This window comes from Bradyrhizobium genomosp. III (assembly GCF_000261705.1).
Taxonomy (GTDB): Bacteria; Pseudomonadota; Alphaproteobacteria; order Rhizobiales; family Xanthobacteraceae; genus Bradyrhizobium; species Bradyrhizobium ottawaense.
In genome coordinates this window covers 1-24,941 of sequence record NZ_AJQF01000219.1, presented here as the reverse complement: position 1 = coordinate 24,941, position 24,941 = coordinate 1, and the positions used below count along the sequence as shown (strand labels likewise).

At 64.5% G+C, this 24,941-nt stretch carries 24 protein-coding genes and 2 pseudogenes; 16 read left to right on the top strand and 10 right to left on the bottom strand.

What is annotated here, in order from left to right; translation table 11 throughout:
• Positions 1–171: pseudogene (locus IC66_RS46325) on the bottom strand (2-octaprenyl-6-methoxyphenyl hydroxylase); the annotation flags it as partial.
• A 129-nt stretch (positions 172–300) separates the two neighbouring features.
• Here IC66_RS46325 and tesB point away from each other — a divergent pair.
• Positions 301–1,164, top strand: coding sequence for an acyl-CoA thioesterase II (tesB, locus tag IC66_RS0119140; protein ID WP_018323567.1), 864 nt, complete (start codon positions 301–303; stop codon positions 1,162–1,164).
• Here the strand turns inward: tesB and IC66_RS49225 are convergent.
• The 4 genes and pseudogenes from IC66_RS49225 to IC66_RS0119130 form a co-directional block, all read right to left on the bottom strand.
• On the bottom strand, positions 1,161–1,511 hold the full coding sequence (locus tag IC66_RS49225) for a hypothetical protein (protein ID WP_440588118.1): 351 nt from the start codon (positions 1,509–1,511) through the stop codon (positions 1,161–1,163). The genes tesB and IC66_RS49225 overlap by 4 nt on opposite strands.
• Positions 1,512–1,517: 6 nt before the next feature.
• Positions 1,518–1,757 carry a hypothetical protein gene (locus IC66_RS49220; RefSeq protein WP_440588119.1) on the bottom strand — a complete coding sequence of 80 codons (240 nt, stop codon included), beginning with the start codon at positions 1,755–1,757 and terminating at the stop codon, positions 1,518–1,520.
• Between the two features lie 146 nt (positions 1,758–1,903).
• A pseudogene (locus tag IC66_RS49215) lies at positions 1,904–2,008 on the bottom strand (GYF domain-containing protein); the annotation flags it as partial.
• Between the two features lie 32 nt (positions 2,009–2,040).
• Positions 2,041–2,934, bottom strand: coding sequence for a DUF4339 domain-containing protein (locus tag IC66_RS0119130; protein WP_028139356.1), 894 nt, complete (start codon positions 2,932–2,934; stop codon positions 2,041–2,043).
• A 238-nt stretch (positions 2,935–3,172) separates the two neighbouring features.
• Here IC66_RS0119130 and IC66_RS0119125 point away from each other — a divergent pair, with 238 nt between their 5' ends.
• The 9 genes from IC66_RS0119125 (at position 3,173) to xth (ending at position 13,566) form a co-directional block, all read left to right on the top strand.
• Positions 3,173–3,511 carry a P-II family nitrogen regulator gene (locus tag IC66_RS0119125; RefSeq protein ID WP_018323564.1) on the top strand — a complete coding sequence of 113 codons (339 nt, stop codon included), beginning with the start codon at positions 3,173–3,175 and terminating at the stop codon, positions 3,509–3,511.
• A 134-nt stretch (positions 3,512–3,645) separates the two neighbouring features.
• The gene (locus IC66_RS0119120; RefSeq protein ID WP_038948672.1) at positions 3,646–4,947 is read left to right on the top strand and encodes an ammonium transporter; all 1,302 of its coding nucleotides are present in this window, start codon (positions 3,646–3,648) and stop codon (positions 4,945–4,947) included.
• A 310-nt stretch (positions 4,948–5,257) separates the two neighbouring features.
• Positions 5,258–5,596, top strand: a complete 339-nt coding sequence (locus tag IC66_RS0119115; protein WP_008142813.1) for a P-II family nitrogen regulator — start codon at positions 5,258–5,260, stop codon at positions 5,594–5,596.
• 38 nt (positions 5,597–5,634) lie between these two features.
• Complete coding sequence (locus IC66_RS0119110; RefSeq protein ID WP_028139358.1) at positions 5,635–7,083, top strand: ammonium transporter; 1,449 nt, start codon at positions 5,635–5,637, stop codon at positions 7,081–7,083.
• A 218-nt stretch (positions 7,084–7,301) separates the two neighbouring features.
• Complete coding sequence (locus IC66_RS0119105; protein ID WP_028139359.1) at positions 7,302–7,706, top strand: GFA family protein; 405 nt, start codon at positions 7,302–7,304, stop codon at positions 7,704–7,706.
• A gap of 281 nt (positions 7,707–7,987) precedes the next feature.
• On the top strand, positions 7,988–9,202 hold the full coding sequence (locus IC66_RS0119100) for an aminotransferase class I/II-fold pyridoxal phosphate-dependent enzyme (protein ID WP_028139360.1): 1,215 nt from the start codon (positions 7,988–7,990) through the stop codon (positions 9,200–9,202).
• 9 nt (positions 9,203–9,211) lie between these two features.
• The gene (locus tag IC66_RS0119095) at positions 9,212–11,689 is read left to right on the top strand and encodes a DNA translocase FtsK (RefSeq protein ID WP_038948671.1); all 2,478 of its coding nucleotides are present in this window, start codon (positions 9,212–9,214) and stop codon (positions 11,687–11,689) included.
• Between the two features lie 151 nt (positions 11,690–11,840).
• Positions 11,841–12,596 carry an outer membrane lipoprotein carrier protein LolA gene (locus tag IC66_RS0119090; protein WP_028139362.1) on the top strand — a complete coding sequence of 252 codons (756 nt, stop codon included), beginning with the start codon at positions 11,841–11,843 and terminating at the stop codon, positions 12,594–12,596.
• 154 nt (positions 12,597–12,750) lie between these two features.
• Positions 12,751–13,566, top strand: a complete 816-nt coding sequence (gene xth, locus IC66_RS0119085; RefSeq protein WP_038948670.1) for an exodeoxyribonuclease III — start codon at positions 12,751–12,753, stop codon at positions 13,564–13,566.
• A 52-nt stretch (positions 13,567–13,618) separates the two neighbouring features.
• Here the strand turns inward: xth and IC66_RS0119080 are convergent, their stop codons facing one another.
• Positions 13,619–14,062: a cyclic nucleotide-binding domain-containing protein gene (locus IC66_RS0119080; protein ID WP_018323556.1), complete on the bottom strand. Its 444-nt coding sequence runs from the start codon at positions 14,060–14,062 to the stop codon at positions 13,619–13,621.
• Between the two features lie 58 nt (positions 14,063–14,120).
• Positions 14,121–14,807, bottom strand: coding sequence for a response regulator transcription factor (locus IC66_RS0119075; protein WP_007598630.1), 687 nt, complete (start codon positions 14,805–14,807; stop codon positions 14,121–14,123).
• A gap of 203 nt (positions 14,808–15,010) precedes the next feature.
• Between IC66_RS0119075 and IC66_RS0119070 the strand changes: the two genes are divergently transcribed.
• A complete protein-coding gene (locus tag IC66_RS0119070) occupies positions 15,011–15,580 on the top strand; it encodes a L,D-transpeptidase family protein (protein ID WP_028139364.1) in 570 nt (189 codons plus the stop codon).
• Positions 15,581–15,586: 6 nt separating this feature from the next.
• On the top strand, positions 15,587–16,372 hold the full coding sequence (locus IC66_RS0119065; protein WP_038948669.1) for a 2-keto-4-pentenoate hydratase: 786 nt from the start codon (positions 15,587–15,589) through the stop codon (positions 16,370–16,372).
• A gap of 52 nt (positions 16,373–16,424) precedes the next feature.
• Here the strand turns inward: IC66_RS0119065 and IC66_RS0119060 are convergent, their stop codons facing one another.
• Positions 16,425–17,114: a YggS family pyridoxal phosphate-dependent enzyme gene (locus IC66_RS0119060; RefSeq protein ID WP_028139366.1), complete on the bottom strand. Its 690-nt coding sequence runs from the start codon at positions 17,112–17,114 to the stop codon at positions 16,425–16,427.
• A 108-nt stretch (positions 17,115–17,222) separates the two neighbouring features.
• On the opposite strand from IC66_RS0119060, the gene IC66_RS0119055 reads away from it, so the two are divergent.
• Positions 17,223–18,920 (top strand): diguanylate cyclase domain-containing protein, encoded by a 1,698-nt coding sequence (locus IC66_RS0119055; protein WP_028139367.1) that lies wholly within the window; start codon positions 17,223–17,225, stop codon positions 18,918–18,920.
• Between the two features lie 43 nt (positions 18,921–18,963).
• On the opposite strand, the gene IC66_RS0119050 is transcribed toward IC66_RS0119055, so the two are convergent.
• The gene (locus IC66_RS0119050; protein WP_038948668.1) at positions 18,964–20,004 is read right to left on the bottom strand and encodes a GGDEF domain-containing protein; all 1,041 of its coding nucleotides are present in this window, start codon (positions 20,002–20,004) and stop codon (positions 18,964–18,966) included.
• A 191-nt stretch (positions 20,005–20,195) separates the two neighbouring features.
• On the opposite strand from IC66_RS0119050, the gene leuS reads away from it, so the two are divergent.
• The 3 genes from leuS to holA all read left to right on the top strand — a co-directional run bounded on the left by leuS (position 20,196) and on the right by holA (position 24,519).
• A complete protein-coding gene (gene leuS / locus IC66_RS0119045; protein WP_038948667.1) occupies positions 20,196–22,820 on the top strand; it encodes a leucine--tRNA ligase in 2,625 nt (874 codons plus the stop codon).
• Positions 22,807–23,358, top strand: a complete 552-nt coding sequence (gene lptE / locus IC66_RS0119040; RefSeq protein ID WP_018323549.1) for an LPS assembly lipoprotein LptE — start codon at positions 22,807–22,809, stop codon at positions 23,356–23,358. The genes leuS and lptE overlap by 14 nt, the downstream gene beginning before the upstream one ends.
• A 132-nt stretch (positions 23,359–23,490) precedes the next feature.
• Positions 23,491–24,519, top strand: a complete 1,029-nt coding sequence (holA, locus tag IC66_RS0119035; protein WP_028139370.1) for a DNA polymerase III subunit delta — start codon at positions 23,491–23,493, stop codon at positions 24,517–24,519.
• Positions 24,520–24,567: 48 nt separating this feature from the next.
• Here holA and IC66_RS0119030 read toward each other — a convergent pair.
• Positions 24,568–24,941, bottom strand: a 374-nt coding sequence (locus IC66_RS0119030) for a hypothetical protein (protein ID WP_038948666.1), incomplete at its 5' end; no start/stop codon positions are given.

Below are 24,941 nucleotides of genomic sequence, written 5' to 3'. Positions count from 1 at the left end.
GCAGGCGGCCACAATGGCGGTGGCGCGGGGGTCGCGGCTTGGCCGGGTGGCGAGCGCGGGATCGGCGACGATGACGGGAATCTCGGGCCCGAGCCCCTGTCGCAGCGCCAGGGCCAGCGCAAGCCCTGCAAACGCGCCGCCACCAATGACAATGCTACCCTGTACCGACATACCCAAATTCCCGATCAAATCCTGGTCTTGCTAGCAGACTTGAGGTGGGCGAAACAGTGCGGTGAAACAAGGGCGGAACGGCCCATTGTGGACCATCCGCCCCGGAACGACGGCGAGAAAGCTCACTCCATGTCCAAAAGCCTGATCGACCTCATTTCGATCCTCGATCTCGAGCAACTCGAGGTGAATCTGTTCCGCGGCAACAGCCCGAAGACCAGCTGGCAGCGGGTGTTCGGCGGCCAGGTGATCGGGCAGGCGATGGTCGCGGCCTGCCGCACGGTCGAGGGCCGCCTGCCGCATTCGCTGCACTGCTATTTCGTCCTGCCGGGCGATCCGCAGATCCCGATCATCTACCAGGTCGAACGCCTGCGCGACGGCAAGAGCTATTCGACCCGCCGCGTCACCGCGATCCAGCACGGCAACGCGATCTTCTCGATCATGGTGTCGTTCCACGCCGAAGAGGAGAGTGCGTTCGACCATCAGGACAAGATGCCCGACGTGCCGCCGCCGGAGAAGCTCACGGCGGAGGAGGTGGCGAAGCAGCCGATGTTCAAGGAGATGCCGGAGTTCATCCGCCGCTACTATGAATCCGATCGTCCGATCGAGCTGCGTCCTGTCGAGCTCGGCCGTTATTTCGGCCAGAAGATCGACGACGGCCGCATTCACGTCTGGATCAAGACCGCCGCGAAGCTGCCCGACGATCCAGCGCTGCACATGTGCGCGCTCGCCTACGCCTCGGACTTCTCGCTGCTGGACGCGATCATGGCACGCTATGGCCGCACGCTGTTCGACAAGCGCATGATGCCCGCCAGCCTCGACCATGCGATGTGGTTTCATCGCCCGTTCCGCGCCGACGAATGGCTGCTCTACGCACAGGATTCGCCGAGCGCGCGCGGCGGCCGCGGCCTGACCCGCGGCTCGATCTTCAAGCCGGACGGAACGCTGGTCGCCTCCGTCGCGCAGGAAGGCTCCGTGCGCGAACGCAAATCCTAAGCCGTTGCCCTCGCGCGCTCGACGAGCTCGAACTGCGCCATGGTCCACGTGAAGTACCAGCGCAGCAGCCACGGAATCGGAATGATCAGAAGGCAGCCGAAGCCGAATGCGAGGGTTCGCCACAATAGCTGAAGGCCCGTGCCGACGAATATCATCTCGCGCCGCGTTCCCGCGATGTTTCGGCAAATCCAGCGCATCCATGCGGCCATGACCCAGGCCCAGCCGATGATCGTGAACATGGCGAGGAACATCAGGAGCTGCCAGCCGATGAAGGCCCAGGGGCTCCCGTCGAACGTCATCGGAATCGGCTGACCGTTCGAGCTGAGATTGGCAATCACCCAGCGCATGACCATCTAGGACAGGAAGGCCTGGAGCGGAATCGTCGCAAGCTGAAAGAGGTCGTGGACGAGACCCACATAGCCCGCCAGCGCAAGCGCGACGAAGACGTACCAGATATCGCCGACCTGTCCGGTGAAGCCGATGTTCGGCCGCTGCGGAACGTGGACGCGCGGGAAGAGCCAGCGGTAGTAGCCGGTGGCGATCCAGGGAGCCGGCACCACGACGGCGTTGCCGACCAGAGCAGGATGCACCATCCCAGGAACGGCCACAGCGGCAGGTCCACCGACAGCCGGCCTCGCGCGTCGCCGCTCGAAGCCACCGCCGGTGATGCGCCGGGCACGAGACCGGGGACCGCGCCGGCCTTCTGCCAGCCGGTCATCCCCTCGGCCCAGACCAGCGTATCCGATCGCACGATTCCCCGCGCGATCAGATCGCGAAACTGCGCCTCCGGAAACGGACCCTTCTGCTGGCCTTCAGATGCGTGAAACCAGATTCGATTGGACATCCTGGCTGCTCGCTACCGAAAGCCAGCAGCCGTTACATGCGCGACTGCGCGCCCCGCGGAGCGAGCTCGGTCTGCGACGCGAACCAGTTCATGATCCAGCGATACACCCACGGAATCGGGATGATCAGGCTGCACAGGATCGCAGCCACGATGCCGCGCCAGAGGATGTCGAGACCGCTGCCCTTGAACACGATCTCGCGCCGCGTGCCTTCGATGCTGCGGCAGAACCAGCGCATCTGGGCCGCGGCAACCCAGGCCCAGCCGATGATGGTGATGATGGAGATCGCAAACAGCAGGTTCCAGCCGATATAGGCCCAGACCGAACCGGTAAAGCTGAGAGCGAGCGGCTGCCCGTTGGAAGCAAGGTTTGCGATCATCCATTTGATCAGCAGCCAGTAGAGCACGATCTGGACGATGAACAGCAGATTGGAGAGCAGCTGGCTGCCGACGAAGCCGAGCGCGATCGCCAAAACGATGAAGCCGAAGAACCAGGGCACCAGCGTCATCGCGTTGCCGGTGAAGCTGAGATTGGGCCGTCCGGGAACCTTGATGCAGGGCACGATCCATTTCGTGTACCAGACGAACAGCCACGGCACCGGGATCACGAAGCACGAGCCGATCACGAGCACGAGCGTGCGCCAGGTGAACTCGAGAATGCTGAAATCGACCGACAGCGACCCTCCGCCTCCGCCGCCGGCATAGCCACCGGAGCCCATCATCGGCGGGCCGCCGGCCGGGATCACCGGGGGCGCACCGCCGCCGCCGATCAGGCTGGGAATTTCGACAGCCTTCTGCCAGCCGGCCATGCCCTCGGACCATACCAGCGTATCCGGGCGCACGACGCCCTGGGCGACGAGATCGCGGAATTGCCCTTCCGGAAAGGGCCCCTGCTGCTTGCCCTCGGATGCGTAGAACCAACTCGCCATGAAGCGTCCCCCTCAAACATACGTTTGTACCGGCCGGGACGCTTGGGTTCACCGCATCCATGCCAAAAATGCATTGTGAAGGATGAACGGCTGCCCTGTACAGAGGCGGCCGTTCACATGGCCAGACGTTTTTCCGCTTCAGTCTGCAACTTTTTTATGCCATTTGCCCGGAAAGATGCCAGATTGACGCTGCGCCGGGGACATACGGCGCGGCGCATCCCGGGGAATAGGCCTGACCATGAAACTCGTCGTCGCGATCATCAAACCCTTCAAGCTCGATGAGGTCCGCCAGGCCCTGACGGCGATCGGCGTCCACGGCATGACCGTGACCGAGGTGAAGGGTTATGGCCGGCAGAAGGGCCACACCGAGATCTATCGCGGCGCCGAATATGTCGTGAACTTCCTCCCGAAGCTGCGCATCGAGATCGCGGTCGCCTCCGACGTCGCCGACAAGGCGGTCGCCGTGATCACCTCGACCGCGCGCACCGGGCAGATCGGCGACGGCAAGATCTTCGTCACGCCGATCGACCACGCGCTGCGCATCCGTACCGGCGAAACCGACAGCGACGCGCTCTAGATCTTTGTTTTGACGCGTTTTCCCGGCGCGAAGCGGTATCCGCTTCGCTCGAAAACGCCCTGATACATCTTCTTCGATCGCGCCGGGCAAAGACGCCACAGCGTGCGACGTAGTTCTATGCTGGGGGGAACGACATGGCGGGATATTTGCGCCGCGCAGCTGCCATGGCTGCGCCGATCGGACTTGTGTCGATCATGGCTTCGCCGGCGCGCGCCGCGGCCTCCGAGATCAACACCGCTGACACCGCCTGGATGATCGTCGCCACCGCGCTGGTGCTGATGATGACGATCCCGGGGCTCGCGCTGTTCTATTCCGGCATGGTGCGCAAGAAGAACGTGCTCGCCACCATGGCGCAAAGCCTCGCCGCGGTGACGATCATCTCCATTCTCTGGGTCGCGTTCGGCTATTCGCTGTGCTTCGTTGGCGACGGCCCGTGGATCGGCACGCTCGACCGCTGGTTTCTCGCCGGCATGACCATGGACAGCGTCAACCCGGCGGCGAAGTCCATTCCGGAATCGCTGTTCATGCTGTACCAGATGACGTTTGCCATCATCACGGTGGCGCTGGTCGCGGGCTCGGTCGCCGACCGGATGCGGTTCTCCGCCTATCTCCTGTTCTCCGTCGCCTGGTTCATCTTCGTCTACATTCCGCTGGCGCATTGGGTGTGGGGCGGCGGCTTCCTCAATAGCATGGGCGTCTTGGATTTCGCCGGCGGCCTCGTGGTGCATCTGTCGGCCGGCACCGCTGGCCTCGTCGCCGCCAAGGTGATGGGGCGCCGTCACGGCTACGGCTCCGAAAATCTCTCGCCGTTCGATCTTTCGCTCGCGGTGATGGGCACCGGCCTGTTGTGGGTCGGCTGGTTCGGCTTCAACGGCGGCTCGGCGGGCGCGGCCAATTCACGCGCGGTGATGGCGATCATCGCCACCCATCTTGCCGCCTGCGCCGGTGCGCTGACCTGGGGCGCGATCGAATGGTCGACACGGCGCAAGCCCTCCGTGCTCGGCATGATCTCCGGCGCGGTTGCCGGGCTCGGCACCATCACGCCGGCCTCCGGATTCGTGGCGCCCTGGCACGGCATCGTCATCGGCATCATTGCCGGTGCGATTTGCTATTGGGCCTGCACCTGGCTGAAGCACCGCTTCAACTATGACGATTCGCTCGACGTGTTCGGCGTCCACGGCATCGGCGGCCTGACCGGGACCCTGCTCGCCGGCGTGTTTGCAACCAGCGCCATCGGCGGCACCGCCGGCCTGCTGGAGGGTCACCCGCAGCAGTTCCTGATCCAGTTCTATGGCGTCGCCGTCACCTTCGTCTGGTCGGCTGGCGTGAGCTTCATCCTGCTCAAGCTGGTCGGCCTGTTCGTGCCCTTGCGCGTATCCCGTGAGCACGAGCTCGAGGGGCTCGATATTTCGCAGCACGGCGAAGCCCTGCAATAAGCGTCGGCGCTACGTAATTACCTCTGAGCTGCCCGACGCATGAGCAATATTGTGTCGGCGGCCTGTCATGCTCGCATTTTGAGCAGGCCTGACCACGTTTTGGGCGCGACGGAATAGCGCACTGCACAGCAATGCCCGTCCACCGCGAAAACACCCGTTTTCATAGTCCGTTAGGTACCGCGCCCGATCTGGCACGGCATTTGATTCTACGGGTCCAGGCTGTGCCCGCGTAGTGAACTTTCTCCCTCGTGGCGAACCAGTCGAGAACGCCCGGCCACGTCCGGACCGGGCCCAAGCGGGGATAGGACCCATGAAAATTGTTATGGCGATTATCAAGCCATTCAAGCTGGAAGAAGTCCGTGACGCCCTGACCGCCATCGGCGTTCACGGTCTCACGGTGACGGAAGTCAAGGGATATGGCCGCCAGAAGGGCCATACGGAAATCTATCGCGGCGCCGAATATGCCGTGAGCTTCCTGCCCAAGATCAAGATCGAGGTCGCTGTCGCCTCCGACCAGGTCGACAAGACCATCGACGCCATCACGTCCGCCGCGAAAACCGGACAGATCGGCGACGGCAAGATCTTCGTCATCAACCTCGACCACGCGGTGCGCATCCGCACCGGCGAGGCCGATGCCGCGGCCCTTTGATTTCGCGCTCAACCTTTATCCAATCAGGAGTGAATAATATGACGTTCAAGCGTCCCTATGGCGCGGGATTGGCGGCTCTCGCAGTCGGCCTGTTCGCTGCGACCGCAGCCTACGCCGAGCCAACGGTCAACAAGGGAGACAACGCCTGGATGCTGACATCGACAGTGCTGGTGCTGTTGATGACGATCCCCGGCCTCGCGCTGTTCTACGGCGGTCTCGTCCGCTCCAAGAACATGCTCTCCGTCCTGATGCAGGTGTTCTACACCGTCTGCGTCGTCACCGTGATCTGGGCCGTGTACGGCTACAGCCTCACCTTCACCGGCGGTTCCGACTTCATCGGCGGCTTCTCCAAGGCCTTCATGATGGGCGTCACCACCGATACGAAGGCCGCGACCTTCTCGGTCGACGCCAACATCTCGGAGCTCATCTATGTGTGCTTCCAGATGACCTTCGCGGCGATCACGCCCGCCCTCATCGTCGGCGCCTTCGCCGAGCGCATGAAGTTCTCGGCGATCGCCCTGTTCATCCCGCTCTGGGTCACGCTGATCTATTTCCCGATCGCGCACATGGTCTGGTACTGGCAGGGTCCGGACCTGATCCAGGATGCGGCCAAGGCGCTCGCTGCTGCCACTGATGCGGCCGCGAAGACCGCGGCGCAGGCCAAGCTCGACGAGCTCAACGCCGACGCCGGCTGGATCTTCAAGAAGGGCGCGATCGACTTCGCGGGCGGCACCGTGGTGCACATCAACGCCGGCATCGCAGGCCTCATCGGCGCTCTCCTGATCGGCAAGCGCGTCGGCTACGGCAAGGAGCTGATGGCCCCGCACTCGCTGACCATGTCGATGATCGGCGCCTCGCTGCTCTGGGTCGGCTGGTTCGGCTTCAACGCCGGCTCCAACCTGGAAGCCAACGGCGGCGCTGCGCTCGCCATGACCAACTCCTTCGTCGCCACCGCAGCCGCCGCGCTGTCGTGGATGTTCGCGGAGTGGATCATCAAGGGTCACCCGTCGGTGCTCGGCGTCATCTCCGGCGCGGTCGCGGGCCTCGTGGCGGTCACCCCTGCGGCCGGCTACTCCGGCGTCATGGGCGCGATCGTCCTCGGCCTCATCGTCGGCGTAGTCTGCCTGTTCTTCTGCACCGTCGTGAAGAACGCGCTCGGCTACGATGACAGCCTCGACGTGTTCGGCGTGCACTGCGTCGGCGGCATCGTCGGCGCCATCGGCACCGGCATTCTCGTCAACCCCGCCCTCGGTGGCGCTGGCGTCATGGACTACACCGCGATCCCGCCGAAGGTCGGCGACTACGACTTCGCGGCGCAGATGATCGCCCAGCTCTGGGGCGTTGGCACCACGCTGGTGTGGTCGGGCATCGGCTCGGCGATCCTCTACAAGGTCGTCGACGTGATCGTTGGCCTGCGGACCAACGTCGAGAGCGAGCGTGAAGGCCTCGACATCACCGAGCACACCGAGCGCGCCTACAACATGTAAGTCTCCTCCCGGGCGCGGTCTCCCCGGAGATCGCGCTCAGAACTACGGTTCGGGCACATACCCGGCAATGCCCTGACCGTTGAGGGGCTCCAGCGCAAGTTGGAGCCCCTTTCTTTTTGGGCGGGGTGCTTTGATTTCGCAGCGAAGAAAAGGATTGCCATTCCGCACCGGCGGCGCAGAAATATCGACCACAAGAAACAATAATCGGGGAGGTCGTCATGCGTTTGGAAGGCGGATGCTATTGCGGCGAAGTGCGCTACGTGGCCGAAGGTGATCCGATGATGCAGGCCCAGTGCCATTGCCGCGAGTGCCAGTACATCTCGGGCGGCGCGCCCAACACCTTCATCGCGATGCCGGTGGCCGGCTTCAGCTACATCCTGGGGCAGCCCAAGCAGTTCACGCGCAAGGATCTCGAACGCGCCGTCACGCGCGAATTCTGCGCCGAATGCGGCACGCATCTGGTGACCAGGGCTCCCGGGCTGCCAGCCGCGATCCTGAAGGTCGGCACGCTGGACGAGCCAAAGCAATTCCAGCCGCAGATGGCGATCTACACCTGCGACATGCAGGAGTTTCATGCGATCCCGGCGGGGATGGCAACGTTCGAGAAGCTTCCGGGGCATTGAGGCGCCCGACTTGCGAAGCTCGTCATGGCCGGGCTTGGCTCGGGCATCCACGTTCTTCGACGCGGCAGCAAACAGACCGTGGATGGCCGGGACAAGCCCGGCCACGCGCCCCCCGAGCGGCCTCGCATCCCGTTGTTATCCGGCCTCATTATTCCTGCTCTGGACGGAGGCGGCGGCCGATGGTTAATCGCGTCTTAACCTCGCCCTATCTATGGTGAACTGAACCGCTTCCCGCCGGGGCCTTCGCGCGACCGGCTGTTCCAAGAGTGCTGGCGCCCAGAATGGTCATGACCGCTTCATCCCGTGCGCCGCTGGAAGGTGGAAGCCTAGACACCGAACGCTCGCCCTTCGTCCGGCTCAACGAGCTGCTGGCGCCGCATCAACCCGGCAAGCCCTTGATTTCGCTCGCGGTCGGCGAGCCCCAGCATCCGGTGCCTGACTTCGTCGGCCCGGTGCTGGCCAAGCATATCGCCGATTTCGGCCGCTACCCGATGAACCAGGGCACCGAGCCGTTCCGCCAAGCCGCGAGCAGCTGGCTATCGTCGCGCTTCAAGCTGCCGCGGCCGCTCGACCCCAAGGGCGAGATTCTCGTCCTCAATGGCAGCCGCGAAGGGCTGTTCCTCGCCGCGATCGCGGCCGTCCGCTATGTCGGCCCGCGCCCCGGCAAACCGGCGATCCTGATGCCGAATCCGTTCTATCCGGTCTATGGCGCCGGCGCGGGTGCCGCAGCTTGCGAGCCGGTCTATCTGCCGACCACCGTCGAGAACGGCTTCCTGCCTGACCTCGACGCCATCGACGAGGCGACGCTGGCACGCACGGTGGCGTTCTATCTGGCCTCGCCCGCCAATCCGCAGGGCTCGGTCGCCTCGCGTGACTACTTCACGCGGCTGAAGAGCCTCGCCGATCGCTATGGCTTCATGATCCTCAGCGACGAGTGCTATTCGGAGATCTACACCCGCGAAGCACCGGGCAGTGCGCTCGAATGCGCCGGCCCCGATTTCACCCGCGTGGCTGCGTTCCAGTCGTTGTCGAAGCGCTCAAATCTTCCGGGCCTGCGCGTCGGCTTCGCCGCCGGCGACAAGAAGTTCATCGGCATGTTCCTGGAGCTGCGCAACATCGCCGCGCCGCAGGTGCCGGTGCCGCTCCAGCACGTCGCGACCTTTGCCTATGGCGACGAGGCGCATGTCGAGGAGAACCGCAGGCTCTACCGGATCAAGTTCGATCTCGCCGACCAGATCATCGGTAACCGCTACGGCTACCGACGGCCCGACGCCGGCTTTTGCGTCTGGCTCAACACGTCCGAGATCGGTGACGACGTGTCGGTGTGTCTGAAATTGTTCAAGGAAGCAGGCGTGCGCGTGGTGCCCGGCAGCTTTTTGGCGCGGCAGCAGCCCGACGGCTTCAATCCCGGCGCAGGCTACATTCGCCTGGCGCTGGTGCAGGATGGCGAGACCACGGCGCAGGCGTTGCACCGGCTGGTCGAGACTCTGGGTTAGGTGGGGCCCATGAGCATGTCGACAATCGAACGTGTCATTCCACTGGTCGGCCATCTGCCGCCCTCGATCCGCGAGGGGCTGGCTCGGCGCGTGCGCGAGCTCACCGGCTTCGGCCTGATCGCGTTGTCGGGCGTTGCCTCGGCAGCGCTGATGACCTGGTCGGTGCAGGACCCCAGCCTGAGCCACGCGACCTCAAGGCCGATCCGCAACATTCTCGGTTATGCCGGCGCGATCGGCGCCGACCTTGCGATGCAGATCCTCGGGCTCGGCGCCATCATGCTGGTTCTGACCGTCGCGGTCTGGGGCTGGCGCATGATGACCCACCGCGCATTCGACCGCGAGGCGCTGCGGCTCGGCTCCTGGATTCTCTGCACGGTGATCGCGGCAGGCTTCGTCAGCTGCTGGCCGCATGGCGGCGCATGGCCGCTGCCGACCGGCCTCGGCGGCGTGGTCGGCGATGCGCTCGTGCGCGCGCCCGCAGTGATTTTCGGGCCGGCCGGCACGATCTATCGCGTGGTGCTGGGCACGATCCTGTTTGCCGCGATGGCCGCGACCTTCCTGATCGCATGCGGTCTTGGCGCCCGCGAGCACGACGACGAGCTCTCGGAGATCGAGGACGACGACAAGCCGCTCGACGAGGACGAGGAGAACGATCGGGGCTCTGTGTCGCTGGGCTGGCTGTTCCATGCACTGATGAGCACGAAGGCGCGGCTGATCTGGCTCTGTGGTGCCGCTTACCGCTCGCTGGTCTCGAGCGGCCCGAAGACCAAGGCCGTGGCGTTCAGCCGCCAAGAGCCGAATCTGGGCGGCGGCCGCGCCGCGCCCTCGATCTCGCCGCAGTCCGAGGACGAGGACGACGAGGATCAGCACGAGGAAGAGGAAGAAGACGAGGAGGAAGAGGAGGAGCCCGCCGCGCGCGCCCCGCGCAAGAAGGCTGCCCCGAAGGCTGCTGCCAAGAAATCCTCCGACAAGTTCGAGCTTCCGTCCGTCTCCGTGCTGGCCGCGCCAAAGGCCGGCGATCGCCAGCCGCTCAGCAAGGCCGAGCTGGAAGCCAATTCCCGTTCACTCGAAGGCGTGCTCCAGGACTTTGGCGTGCGCGGCGAAATCGTCAAAGCCAATCCGGGCCCCGTGGTCACGCTGTACGAGCTGGAGCCGGCGCCCGGCATCAAATCGTCGCGCGTGATCGGACTCGCCGACGACATCGCGCGGTCGATGAGTGCGCTGTCGGCGCGCGTCGCCGTGGTGCCCGGCCGCAACGCCATCGGCATCGAGCTGCCGAACGCGCATCGCGAAAAGGTCTATTTGCGCGAGCTGCTGATCGCCAAGGAAGCCACCGAAACGGTGGCGAAGCTGCCGCTCTGCCTCGGCAAGACCATCGGCGGCGATCCTGTGATCATCGACCTCGCGCGCACGCCGCACATGCTGATCGCCGGCACCACCGGCTCCGGCAAATCGGTCGCCATCAACACCATGATCCTCAGCCTGGTCTACCGGCTGCGCCCGGACCAGTGCCGCCTGATCATGGTCGATCCGAAGATGCTCGAACTCTCCGTCTATGACGGCATTCCCCATCTGCTCACGCCCGTCGTGACCGACCCGAAGAAGGCGGTGGTCGCGCTGAAATGGGCCGTGCGCGAGATGGAAGAGCGCTACAAGAACATGGCCAAGCTCGGTGTGCGCAACATCGACGGCTACAACACGCGCCTGCTCGAATTGAAGGCCAAGGGCGAAGAGCCGACGCGCACCGTGCATACCGGCTTCGACAAGGAAACCGGCAAGGCGATCTACGAGGAAGAGAAGCTCTCGCTCGACCCGCTGCCCTACATCGTCATCATCGTCGACGAAATGGCCGACCTGATGATGGTCGCCGGCAAGGACATCGAAGGCGCGGTGCAGCGCCTCGCGCAGATGGCGCGCGCCGCCGGCCTACACGTGATCCTCGCGACGCAGCGTCCGTCGGTCGACGTCATCACCGGCACCATCAAGGCGAACTTCCCGACCCGCATCGCTTTCCAGGTGACGTCCAAGATCGACAGCCGCACCATTTTGGGCGAGATGGGCGCCGAGCAGCTGCTCGGCCAGGGCGACATGCTCTACATGGCCGGTGGCGGCCGCATCAGCCGTGTGCACGGACCCTTCGCCTCCGACGAGGAAGTCGAGAAGGTGGTGCGTCACCTCAAGACGCAGGGCCAGCCGGAATATCTCGAGGCCGTCACGGCCGAAGAGCCCACCGAGGACGAGGACGGTGCGGTGTTCGACGCCACCGGCATGGGTGGCGATGGCGGCGGCGACCTCTTCCAGCAGGCCGTTGCGATCGTCAAACGCGACCGCAAGGCCTCGACCAGCTACATCCAGCGGCGCCTGCAGATCGGCTATAACCGCGCCGCATCCTTGATGGAGCGCATGGAACTGGAAGGCATCGTCGGACCCGCCAACCACGCCGGCAAGCGCGAGATTCTGGTCGAGGAAGAAGACAGCCATATGTGAGGCAGCCGCCTCCAGACATCATTTCACGCGAAATCGTTATCTGCTTTTGCCCGAAATCACGCTAAAAGACGCCCAGCCACATTAGGACGACGCGTTGATCAGACATCCGGACATTCGATTCGCTGCCACCATCGCTGCGCGAAGCGCGCGTGTGGCCGGCGTGCTTCTCGTCACCGCTGCGATGGTGACGGCGTCCTCGTTCGCGCAGAACGTCCCGGTGCCGAAACCCGCGCCGAAGGGCCGCGACGGCGGAGCGTCCCCCGGCGGGCCCGCAGTCACCGGAGCGACTCAGACGCCGCCGAATCCGGTGATCCCGGATCCGCGCCGCAACGTGCCGAGCAGCATCTTCCAGACCTTCGATGCCAACCAGAAGGCGCAGGCGGCCAAGGTCAGTGCCTATTTGTCGTCGCTGTCGACGCTGGTCGGGAATTTCGTCCAGGTCGGTCCCGACGGCAGCAAGACGCAAGGCGATTTCTACATCCAGAAACCTGGCAAGGTGCGCTTCGAATATGACGCGCCGAGCCCGATCGACATCGTCGCAGACGGATCCTCGCTGGTGGTGCGCGACCGCAAGCTCGCGACCCAGGACGTCTATCCGCTGTCGCAGACGCCGCTGCGTTTCCTGCTGTCGGATCGCATCGACCTGATGAAGGACACCAATGTCGTTGGCGTCTCAGCCGACGACGTCTTCGTCAGCGTCACCATCGAGGAGAAGCAGGCGCTGGTCGGCACCAGCCGCCTCCTGCTGATGTTCGGCGCCAAGGACGGCCAGTTGAAGCAGTGGACCGTCACCGATCCGCAGGGCTACGACACCACGATCGCGGTCTACAATCTGGACTCGAGCAAGAAGCTCGATCCCGGCATGTTCAAGATCGATTTCACCAATTACGGCCCGGCGCCGGGTTGACGGTGCGTAGGGTGGGTTAGCCGCAGGCGTAACCAACCACCGCTGCCACCGCGCAAACCAAAGAGGTGGGTTACGCTGCGCTAACCCACCCTACGATTCCCCGCCTGTGGACAAGCATTTTCCCCACGACAATCCATGCTAAGACGCAGCCCTCATGCGTTTTTCCCTGACAACCTGGAACATCAATTCGGTGCGGCTGCGCATCGATCTGGTCGCGAAATTCCTCAAGAGCGCGCGGCCGGACGTGCTGTGCCTGCAGGAGACCAAGTGCATCGACGATGCCTTTCCGCTGAAGCGCTTCAAGCGGCTCGGCTACGAGCACGTCGCGCTGAATGGGCAGAAGGGCTATCACGGCGTCGCCATCGTCTCGAAGATTCCGTTCGAATCGACTGATATCCGCACCTTCTGCGACAAGCTGGATTCGCGTCACATCTCCGTATCGTTCGGCGAGAAGGCCAGTATCGCAAAGCCGCTGGTGGTGCATAATTTCTATGTCCCCGCCGGCGGCGACATTCCCGATCCTGCGCTGAACGAGAAGTTCGACCACAAGCTTCGCTTCCTCGACGAGATGAAGGCGTGCGAGCCGCTGCATCCGCGCGGCGAGGATCGCCACATCCTGGTCGGCGATCTCAACGTCGCCCCACACGAGAACGACGTGTGGTCGCACAAGCAGCTTCTGAAGGTGGTCTCGCACACGCCGATCGAAACCGAAAAGCTGCAGGCCGCGCTGGCCGCCGGCGAATGGGTCGACGTCGCACGCGAGCGGATTCCGATGTCGGAAAAAGTCTATACGTGGTGGAGCTACCGCTCCGCCGACTGGACCGTCGGCGACCGCGGCCGCCGGCTCGATCACATCTGGGTCTCGCGCGCGTTGAAGGATGCGGTCAGCGATTTCAGGATTCTGCGCGATGCGCGGAGCTGGGAGCGGCCGTCGGACCACGTGCCTGTCACGGTGACGCTGGAGGTGTAGCGTCCGTCATTCGGGGCGCGACGAAGTCGCGCGCCCCGGAATGACAGCAAGCTCACGACGTCAGCTTCGCACCCGCCATCAGGATATCGCTGGCAATCTGGCTCGAGCGGACCGCGAACTCATCGCGCAGGCGAACCGCCGCGGCCGGATCGCTTTCGAGCACGCGCTGAAACAGGCTGCGTGCGACGCGGATGACGGAGGAGTGCTCCAGCGCGATCGCGCTCGACGGCCGCTTCATCGGCACCACCAGCGCGAGCTCGCCGATCAGCGCGCCGGGACCGGCGATCATCTCGGCGCCGGCGCCGTCATCGACCCGGAAGGCGCCGCGCTGGACCACGAAGCCGGCATCGGCGTCGTCGCCGAGATTGAACAGGGTATCGCCGCGGACGAAGTTACGCTGCTCGGAGCCGATCGCCAGCATGCGCAACGAGGCGTCTCCCAACAGGCGCAATGTCGGGACACGCTCGAGAAGCGCTACGTCGTCGTCAATTGACATTCAGATCCGAGGCTCAAAGGCATGCGATCTAAAACGATTCGCACGCCCTTCGAGCGTATCACGGCACCAGCTTGTAGCCACCGGCTTCCGTGACCAGGATTTCCGGGTTGGCGGCGTCCTTCTCGATCTTCTGGCGGAGGCGGTAGATGTGGGTTTCCAGCGTGTGGGTGGTGACGCCGGAATTATAACCCCAGACCTCCTGGAGCAGGGTCTCGCGCGAAACCGGCATCTGGCCGGCGCGGTAGAGGAAGCGGAGGATGGCGGTCTCCTTCTCCGTCAGCCGCACCTTGCGCGCATTGGCGGCGGTGAGCATCTTGGAGCCGGGCCGGAAGGAGTAGGGGCCGACCGAGAACACCGCGTCCTCGCTGGCCTCGTGCTGGCGCAGCTGGGCGCGGATGCGGGCCAGCAGGACGGCGAAACGAAAGGGCTTTGCCACATAGTCGTTGGCGCCGGATTCGAGCCCCAAAATCGTATCGGAATCGGTGTCGTGCCCGGTCAGCATGATGATCGGGGCCTTGAAGCCGCCCTTGCGCAAGGAGCGGACCACCTCGCGGCCGTCGGTGTCGGGCAGGCCGACATCCATCAGCACGAGATCGGGGGCATTGGCCTTGGCGGCGCTCGCGCCCTTGGCGCCGGTATCGACGGCGGAGGCTTCGAATTCTTCGTGTAGCGATAATTGCTCCACCAACGTGTCGCGCAGATCGGTATCGTCATCCACGATCAGGATCTTGCGGGCATTGGCCATAGGGGGTCATCCTTTTGGGGTCCGGCTCGGCGCGCATCCATGCTGCACCCAGCCGTGAGGGGAAGTTTAGGGGTCGCCGTTATTATTGTTGTTCGTGTTGAAGTAGTGGGCTGTTACCGATTCACAAGCCGGAAGCACTCTAACTCAGAATAGCAGGCCGGTTTGATGAATGTCCTGTAATGAATTCGACATTGCACGTTCACATGAAAAATAAAGCAGCTTCAGTTGGTTACACCAAGAATCGAAGCGCCGGACCGCTCTCTGCGATCCGCGTTAAGCCTGCGGCGGGGAATCCGCGCCGAGGCTGGCTGACGGCGGGATCGCTGACCATACCGGTTGCGCTGGGGCGGGGCGGCATCCTGGCCAACAAGCGCGAGGGCGACGGCGGCACCCCCAGGGGCAGCTTCCGTCCCAAGCGCTTGTGGTGGCGGGGCGACCGGCACAGCCGTCCGCAGAGCTTCCTGCCGGCCCGGATCATCACCGGAGAGGACGCCTGGTGCGAGGACCCCAGGGATCGCCATTACAACCAGGGAATCCGGCTCGACGAGGGGCAGGGCGGTGACCGGCTCAAGCGTGCCGACCATCTCTATGACTTCATCATCGAAATCGACCACAACACGCGACCGCGGGTCGCCGGCCGCGGCAGCGCGGTATTTTTGCACCTGGCCCGCGACAATTTCGGCCCGACCGCGGGCTGCGTCTCCATGACGAAATCTGCGATGCTGCAATTGCTGCGGCGATTGGGACCAAGAACAAGAATCATCATCGGGTGAGGACGTATGCTCGACAGGGATCAGATCGCAGCCGCCTCGCGCGTGCTCGTTCAACATTGGCGCGACGGCACCAAGCTTGACGCGCTGGAGCCGCGGTTGCGGCCACAGAGCCGCACGGAGGGCTACGCCATCCAGGCCGGGCTCGAAACATTGTCGCGCGGGACATTGTTCGGCTGGAAGATCGCGGCCACGAGCGTATCAGGACAGAAGCACATCAATGTCACGGGACCGCTCGCCGGTCGCATCATGAGCGACACCGTGATTGCCGATGGCGGGACTGCGTCGATGAAGGGCAACGAGATGCGCGTCGGCGAACCTGAATTCGCCTTCCGCATGGGACGCGATCTGACGCCACGTGCAACGCCCTACAGCGTCGATGAGGTGCTCGCCGCGGTCGACACCTTCCATCCTGCGATCGAGATCCCCGATTCGCGCTTTGCCGATTTCGCTGGAGCGGGCGAGGCGCAGCTGATCGCCGACAATGCCTGCGCGCATCTGTTCGTGCTGGGCGCGGCGACGACTGCGAACTGGCGTGCGATGGATCTCGTCGAGGAGCGGCCCCAGATCACGCTGCGCGGCGAGCGCTGTGTCGGCCACGGCAAGAACGTGCTCGGCGACCCCCGCGCCGCGCTCGCCTGGCTCGCCAATGAGCTGCGCGGGCTTGGACTGACCTTGCGGGCGGGGGAGGTGGTGACCACAGGCACGTGCCATCCGCCGCTGCCGATCGAGGCCGGCGATCATTTCGCGGCGGACTTTGGTGTGCTGGGGAAAGTGTCGGTGGGGTTTGCGTAAGTAGCCTCATGGTCGTCCCTGCGAACGCATGCGTTCGCAGGGACGACAACAACTACCTGTGCCCGAAGATCGCGCTGCCCACGCGTACATGTGTGGCACCCAGCATGATGGCATTGGCGAAATCCGCGCTCATGCCCATCGAGAGATTCGTCAAGCCGTTGCGCGCGGCGATCTTGGCGGTCAGCGCGAAATGCGCCGCCGGCGGCTCGTCGACCGGCGGGATGCACATCAATCCGGAGATCGTCAGCCCATAGGTGTCGCGGCAGCTGGCGAGGAAGGCGTCGGCCTCGCCGGGCGCGATGCCGGCCTTCTGCGGCTCCTCGCCGGTGTTGATCTGGACGAAGAGTTGCGGGTGCTTGTTCTGGGATTCGATTTCCTTGGCTAACGCCTGGCAAATGCTCGGACGGTCGACCGAATGGATCGCGTCGAACAGCGCGACCGCCTCTTTCGCCTTGTTGGATTGCAGCGGTCCGATCAGATGCAGCGCGATGCCCGAGTAAACAGACGTTAACGCAGGCCACTTGCCTTTGGCCTCCTGCACCCGATTCTCGCCGAATACGCGCTGTCCGGCGTCGATAACCGGGGTAATTGCATCTGCGGCGAAAGTCTTGGACACCGCGATCAGCGTCACGGAGGCGCGATCGCGTCGCGCATCCTTGCAGGCGCGGGCGATTTCGGCTTCGACCGCGGCGAGCGCGTTTGGTGAATGGCCGGTTACCGGCGCGGCGTTGGCTTCTGTCATGACGTCGCTTGGCTGTGATACTGACCGAGGTAAGTCCAATTTTACCGAGTTCAAGAAAGAGTTTTTGAACCCTTCGCTTTACCTTGGCCGACGGGGTGGGTAGCGAAGATGGCAAGAATCAGTCTCAACCGCAAACGAGCGAAACTCAAGCAGGTTCTCGGAATCCGGGCGCGGCTTGCATTGCTCGCGGTGATTCTGGTGGCGCCCTTGATGCTCGAGCGCATCCGTTCGCTCGAAGACACCCGCACCCGGCAGATCGCGCAGGCCACGGTTGAATTCACCACCGTGGCGCGACATAGCGCCGATGCGCAGCGCGAGGTGATCTCGTCCGTCGAGACCATCCTGAAATCGGAGGCCTTTATTCGCGCCTCTGCCGGCGGCGTCAGCAAGAGCTGCGACGTGCTGCGCGCGAGCCTGCCGTCGAACCTGCCCTGGATCCGCACGCTTTTGATCGCGGGCGTAGACGGGCGCATCCAGTGCGCGACGAACAACATGTATGTCGGCCTCGACCTGAGCGACCGGCCCTATTTTCAGCAGGCCCAAACGAGCGGCCGCTTCGTGCTGAGCGATTTCATCCTGTCGCGGCCGATAGCGACGCCGACGGTGATGGCAGTTTATCCGGTGTCCGCCTTCAGCGGCGTCTCCGATGCCGTCGTCCTTGCCACGGTCAATCTCGACTGGATGTCGAAGGTCATGAGCAATCTTGGCGGCCGCGCCGGCATCACCGCCGTGCTGGTGGACAGCGCAGGCACCGTGCTGGCCGCTCCGGCCGATCAGCACAGCGCAGTCGGCCGTCCGCTCGACAACATGCCGCTGATGTCGGCGATCGCCGACAGGGCGCTGCGTTCCGACCAGGATGAAGGCTCACTGTCTTTCCTCGCCGCCGACGGCTCGCGCCGCGCCGTCAGCTACATCCGGATCTCCGGCACCAACGCCCGCCTGATCGCCAGCATCGACGAAGACAAGGTGTCCGCGGCGGTCAACCGCGACATCCGCACCGCCTATCTCCAACTCGCTTTCGTCGTCGTGTTCGTCCTGCTCGGCGCGCTGATCGCCGCCGAAAAGCTCGTCATCAAGCCGATCGAGATGCTCGTCGACATGGCCAAGCGTCTCGGCGAAGGCGATCTGTCGGCCCGCGCGGCGCGCAATCGCCTGCCGGCCGAGTTCGTGCCGCTCGCCCGCGCGTTCAACGCGATGGCGGCGCAGCTGAGCCAGCGCGAGCGCGAACTGATAGCGAGCAACGACCGGCTGACGGTGATGGCCTCGATCGACATGCTGTCGGGGCTCGCCAACCGTCGCGGCTTCCAGAGCCGGCTCGACTTCGAGTGGATGCGCGCGCAGCAATATGGCAGCGACCTCGCGCTGCTGATGATCGACGTCGACCATTTCAAGCTGTTCAACGACACCTATGGCCATCTCGAAGGCGATTCCTGCCTGACCAGGCTCGGCGAGTCGCTGTCCGGCATCGCCGCCGACACGATGGGCTTTGCGGCGCGCTATGGCGGCGAGGAATTCTGCCTGCTGCTGCCGAACACCGATGTGAACCGCGCCGTGGAAATCGGCGAGCTGGCCCGCGCGGCCGTGCTGAAGCTGTGCCTGCCGCACATCACCTCAGCCCACATGATCGTTACCGTCTCGATCGGCGTTGCCGCGACGAAGCCGAACGAGGCCTTGCGTCCCGGCGACCTGATCGAAGCCGCCGACGCCGCGCTCTACGCCGCAAAACACCGCGGCCGCAACAATGTCGTCGAGCACGGCGTGCAGGCGATCGAGACCGGCGCCACCGAAATGATGATGGCGGGCTGATCGTCAGCCACGACCAACGTCGTCGTCTCCACCCCTCAACAGGCTATCCCGCAACTCCGGCGCGATCGAGCTCGGTCTCCGTCACCACGCGATTGCGGCCGCTGCTCTTGGCGAGATAGAGCGCGCGATCGCAGCGCTCGACGAGATCGGTGATCGCTTCGCCGGCCCGGTACTGCGCCACGCCGATCGACACGCTGATGCTGGGCAGAACCTCGCCGGTGGAGCGGCGGGTGATCGTGCACTCGGCGAGCGCGTGCCTGATCCGGTCGGCGATCTCGGCACAGGTGGCGAGATCGGCATCCGGCAGCACCGCGATCAGCTCCTCGCCGCCATAGCGGGCCGGCAGGTCCTGCTCGCGAACCTTTTCGCGCAGCACCTTCGCCAACAGGCGCAGCACCTGGTCGCCGACGCCGTGGCCGAAATTGTCGTTGAAAGTCTTGAAGTGGTCGATGTCGAGCATCAGCACGCTGAGCGGCTCGCCCCACGCGGCAGTCGCCTGCGCCTTGCGCAGGAATTCGTCGAGCGCCCGCCGGTTTGCGAGGCCGGTCAGCGTGTCGGTCCGGGCGCGCTCCTCGGACCTCGATAGCGAATCGCGGATCACGTCGAGCTCGCGGGTCTTTTCCGCAAAGCCGGCTTCCAGCCGTGTCGCCCGTGTGGCGGCCCGCGCCAGCTCGTTCATGAGCTGGGCAACCAGCGCCTTCGGATCGACGCCGGCCTTGCCCTGGTCCGCCACCTCGCTGATGACCTGCATCTGCGAATGATTGTCGGCGATCGCGGTCGCCAGAAACTCCTTCGCGGCCCCCATGAGCGCCTGCAGCCGCTCGGCGACCACGGCGGCACTCACCTGGGGCGCGACATAGGTCTTGAACAGGTCCTGATTGGTTCGGGCGTCGAAAGGACGATTGTGGTCGATCAGAAGATCGATCGCGTTGCGCAGATCCTCATGGCCGTCCCCGAAATACAGGAACCAGACGGCAAAATTGGCCGGGGTCGGCGCAATCCGCTGTTCGGCCATGCTCCGCATCGCCCGTCCGGCAATGGACGCGGCATAGTCGTAATCGGGCTCGTCGAAGCTGGAATCCATCGCACTCATGCGGTCTCGTCGGGCCGCAAATTGGCATTGACCCCTTAATCACACCCCAACGCCGACCTTCGTAGTTATGCGGAGGCCCCGGCAAAGTTCCAAACTGCGGCAACCCATTGACCCCCTAAGGACTTCTATGGCCTAGTCCGCCGTCTTGAGACGGCCGAACCCACGAAAACCCCAACGATTCCATGACCTCCGAACGCTATAACGCCCGCGACGCCGAACCGCGCTGGCAACGCCTCTGGGACGAACAGGCGATCTTCGTCTCCAAGAACGACGATTCGCGGCCGAAATACTATGTGCTCGAGATGTTCCCCTACCCGTCCGGGCGCATCCATATCGGCCATGTTCGGAATTATACGCTCGGCGACGTGCTGGCCCGCTTCATGCGCGCCAAGGGGTTCAACGTGCTGCATCCGATGGGCTGGGACGCTTTCGGCCTGCCGGCCGAGAATGCCGCGATTGAGCGCAAGGTCGCGCCGAAAGCCTGGACCTACGACAACATCGCCGCGATGAAAAAGCAGCTCCGCTCGATCGGGCTGTCGCTGGACTGGTCACGCGAATTCGCGACCTGCGACCCCAGCTACTACAAGCATCAGCAGAAGATGTTCCTGGACATGCTCGGCGCCGGCCTCGCCGAGCGTGAGAAGCGCAAGCTCAACTGGGATCCGGTCGACATGACCGTGCTCGCCAACGAGCAGGTGATCGACGGCCGCGGCTGGCGTTCCGGCGCCGTTGTCGAACAACGGGAAATGAGCCAGTGGGTCTTCAAGATCACGAAGTACTCGCAAGAGCTGCTGTCCGCGCTCGATGGGCTCGATCGCTGGCCCGACAAGGTCCGGCTGATGCAGCGCAACTGGATCGGCCGCTCGGAAGGGCTGCTGGTTCGCTTCGCGCTGGATCAGGCGACGACGCCCGCCGGCGAGAGCGAGCTGAAGATCTTCACGACGCGCCCGGACACGCTGTTCGGCGCAAAGTTCATGGCGATCTCGGCAGATCATCCGCTGGCGCAGGCGGCCGCCGCGAAGAACCCCGAGCTTGCGGAGTTCATTGCCGAAATCAAGAAGATCGGCACCGCGCAATCGATCATCGACACCGCGGAGAAGCAGGGCTTTGACACCGGCATCCGCGCGGTGCACCCGTTCGATCCGAATTGGAAGCTGCCGGTCTATGTCGCCAATTTCGTGCTGATGGAATACGGCACCGGCGCGATCTTCGGCTGCCCGGCGCATGACCAGCGCGACCTCGACTTCGTCAACAAGTACAATCTCGGCAACACGCCGGTGGTGTGCCCCGAGGGCCAGGATCCGAAGTCGTTCGTCATCACCGACACCGCCTATGACGGTGACGGCCGCATGATCAATTCGCGCTTCCTCGACGGCATGACCATCGAGCAGGCCAAGGACGAGGTCGCAAAACGTCTGGAAAGCGAGCAGCGCGGCAACGCGCCGGTCGGCGAGCGCCAGGTGAATTTCCGCCTGCGCGACTGGGGCATTTCGCGCCAGCGCTATTGGGGCTGCCCGATTCCCGTCATCCACTGCCCGAAATGCGATGTGGTGCCGGTCCCGGATGCCGATTTGCCGGTGACGCTGCCTGACGATGCGACCTTCGACAAGCCGGGCAACGCGCTCGACCATCACCCGACCTGGAAGCATGTCACCTGCCCCAAATGCGGGGCCAAGGCTCAGCGCGAAACCGACACCATGGACACCTTCGTGGATTCGTCCTGGTACTTTGCGCGCTTCACCGATCCCTGGAACGAGACCGCTCCGACGACGCCTGCCGTCGCCAACCGGATGCTGCCGGTCGACCAATATATCGGTGGCGTCGAGCACGCGATCCTGCATCTGCTCTACAGCCGCTTCTTCACCCGCGCGATGAAGGCGACCGGGCACATCGCGCTGGACGAGCCGTTCGCCGGCATGTTCACGCAAGGCATGGTGGTGCACGAGACCTACCAGAAGGCCGACGGCACCTATGTGCAGCCGGCCGAGGTCAAGGTCGAGGTCGGCGGCAACGGCCGGCGCGCGACGCTGCTGACGTCGGGCGAAGACATCCAGATCGGCCCGATCGAGAAGATGTCGAAATCGAAGAAGAACACGGTCGATCCCGACGACATCATCGAGACCTACGGCGCCGATGTCGCCCGCTGGTTCATGCTGTCGGATTCACCGCCCGACCGCGACGTGATCTGGAGCGACGAGCGCGTCCAGGGTGCCTCGCGCTTCGTGCAGCGGCTGTGGCGGCTGGTGAACGATTCCATCGAACTCGGCAAAGCCGCGCCGGCGGCCCGGCCGGCCAGCTTCGGCCCGGACGCGACCGCCTTGCGCAAGGCCGCCCATGGTGCGCTCGACAAGGTCACCACCGGAATCGAACGGCTGCACTTCAACGTCTGCCTGGCCCATATCCGCGAATTCGCCAATACCTTCTCGGAGATCTTGCAGCGACCCGGCCAGCCCGCCCCTGATTTGGCCTGGGCGATCCGCGAAGCCGGTCAGATCCTGGTCCAGCTGTTCTCCCCGATGATGCCGCACCTTGCCGAAGAGTGCTGGCAGGCTCTGGGCCAGAGCGGGCTGGTTTCCGAGGCCCATTGGCCGCAAATCGAACGCGATTTGCTGGTTGAAGACAGCGTGACCCTCGTGGTCCAGGTCAACGGCAAGAAGCGGGGTGACGTCACAGTTGCAACAGCGGCCCAGAATCCGGAAATCGAGGCTGCCGTTTTGGCTCTCGATGCGGTAAAACTGGCCCTGGACGGCAAGCCCGTCCGCAAGGTGATCATCGTCCCCAAGAGGATCGTAAATGTTGTCGGCTAGGATCCGCATCGCAGCCCGCTTGCTGGCGGTCGCCGCATTGGCGGCGCTGACGGCTGGTTGCTTCCAGCCGATGTATGCCGAGCGTGGCGACGGCACCCCCGGCTTGCGCGAGAAACTGATGGGGGTCGAGCTCCCGCCGATCGCCAAGCCCAATGCCTCCCGCGAAGCCCGTGTCGGTGTCGAAGTCCGCAATGCTCTCGCCTTCAAGCTCTACGGCACCGCGACGGGAATGCCGCCGACCCATCGGCTGGACATCCGCTTCACCTCCAGCCGTTCTTCGCTGATCGTCAGCGCCACGACGGGATTGCCGACCAGCGAAAACCTCGGCATCGACGCCCAGTACAATCTGATCGAGGTCGCGACCGGTAAGTCGGTGATGACCGGCACCACGTTCTCGCGCGTGTCCTATGACATGCCAGGGTCCTATCAGCGCTTCTCCCGCACCCGCGCCGTGCGCGACGCCGAGGATCGTGCCGCCAACGAGATCGCTGAGAACATCACCACCCGCCTCGCCTCGTTCTTCACCGCAGGCACCTGATTATTCCCGTCATTCGGGGCTCGCGAAGCGAGAACTACGGTGCGCAATTGCGCACCTGAGAATCTCGATTCCCAACCTCTGGATTCCGGGTTCGCGCTTCGCGCGCCCTGGAATGACAAGGTAACAGGCAACATGGTCGCGCTGCGTGGAAAAGAGATCGACGCCTTCCTCGCCCGCCCCGATGCGGGCCGCCCGATCATCCTGCTCTACGGTCCCGATGCCGGCCTGGTGCGCGAGCGCGCCGATGCGCTGATCGCCTCTGCCGTCGATGATCCCAACGATCCGTTCTCGCTGGTCAGGCTCGACGGTGACGAGCTCTCCGCCGAGCCCTCGCGCCTCGTCGACGAGGCCATGACGGTGCCGCTGTTCGGCGGTCGCCGCGCCATCCGCATTCGCGCCGGCTCGCGCAGCTTTGCCAGCGGCATCGATACGCTGGCGGAGATGTCGGTGAAAGATTGCCGCGTCGTAATCGAGGCCGGCGAGCTGCGCCCGGAATCGCCGCTGCGAAAAGCCTGCGAGAAGGCCAAGGCCGCGGTAGCGATCGGCTGCTATCCCGACACCGAGCGCGACCTTGCCAAGCTGATGGATGACGAATTGCGCATCGCAAATTTGCGCATCGCGCAGGACGCCCGCGCGGCGCTGATGTCGTTCCTCGGCGGCGACCGCCAGGCCTCGCGCAACGAGCTGCGCAAGCTGACGCTCTACGCCCACGGCAAAGGCGAGGTCACGCTGGACGACGTGATGGCCGTGGTCGCTGATGCGTCCGAGCTCAAGCTCGACCCGATCGTCGACGGGGCCTTTGCCGGACGGCCCGACATCGTCGAGACCGAATTCGCAAAGGCCATGATCGCCGGCACCTATCCCGGCGTGATCATCTCCGCCGCGCAGCGTCAGGCTGCGTGGCTGCACAAATCGGCGCTCGCAATCGCCGACGGCCAGCCTGCCTCCGCCGTGCTCGACGGCGGCTATCCGCGCCTGCATTTTTCACGTAAGCCCGCGGTCGAAACGGCGCTGCGAAATTTCAGCGTGGCGCGGCTCGCCGCCATCATCGAGCAGCTCGCGACCGCGGCGCTCGACACCCGCAAGCAATCCACGCTAGCCGCCGCCATCGCCCAGCGGACATTGATGGCGATCGCCGCGAACGCGAAGCGGCGGGGCTGAGCCACGCTGTCATCCCCGCGTTCGCGGGGACGACAGCGAGGGCTTGGCCTACAGCACGCCCTTCGCCAGCCGCTTCATCACTTCGTCGAGCTGATCGAGGTTGCTGTAGCTGATCTGGACCGAGCCGCCGGGATCGCGGTGATTGACGGTGACCTTGAGGCCGAGCGCGTCGCTGACGCGCTTTTCGAGATCGATCGTGTCGGGGTCTTTTTCCTTGCCGCCGGTGGCGCGCGCCTTTTGCGGCTTGCGCTCCGGTACGCCCTCTTCATGCGCGAGCGCTTCGGCCTGGCGAACGTTGAGGCCCTCCTCGACGATGCGCTTGGCGGCCGCGAGCGGATCGGGCACCCCGATCAGCGCGCGGGCGTGGCCTGCGGTCAACTCGCCGGTTGCGATGAAGGCCTGCACCTCGGCCGGCAGCTTCG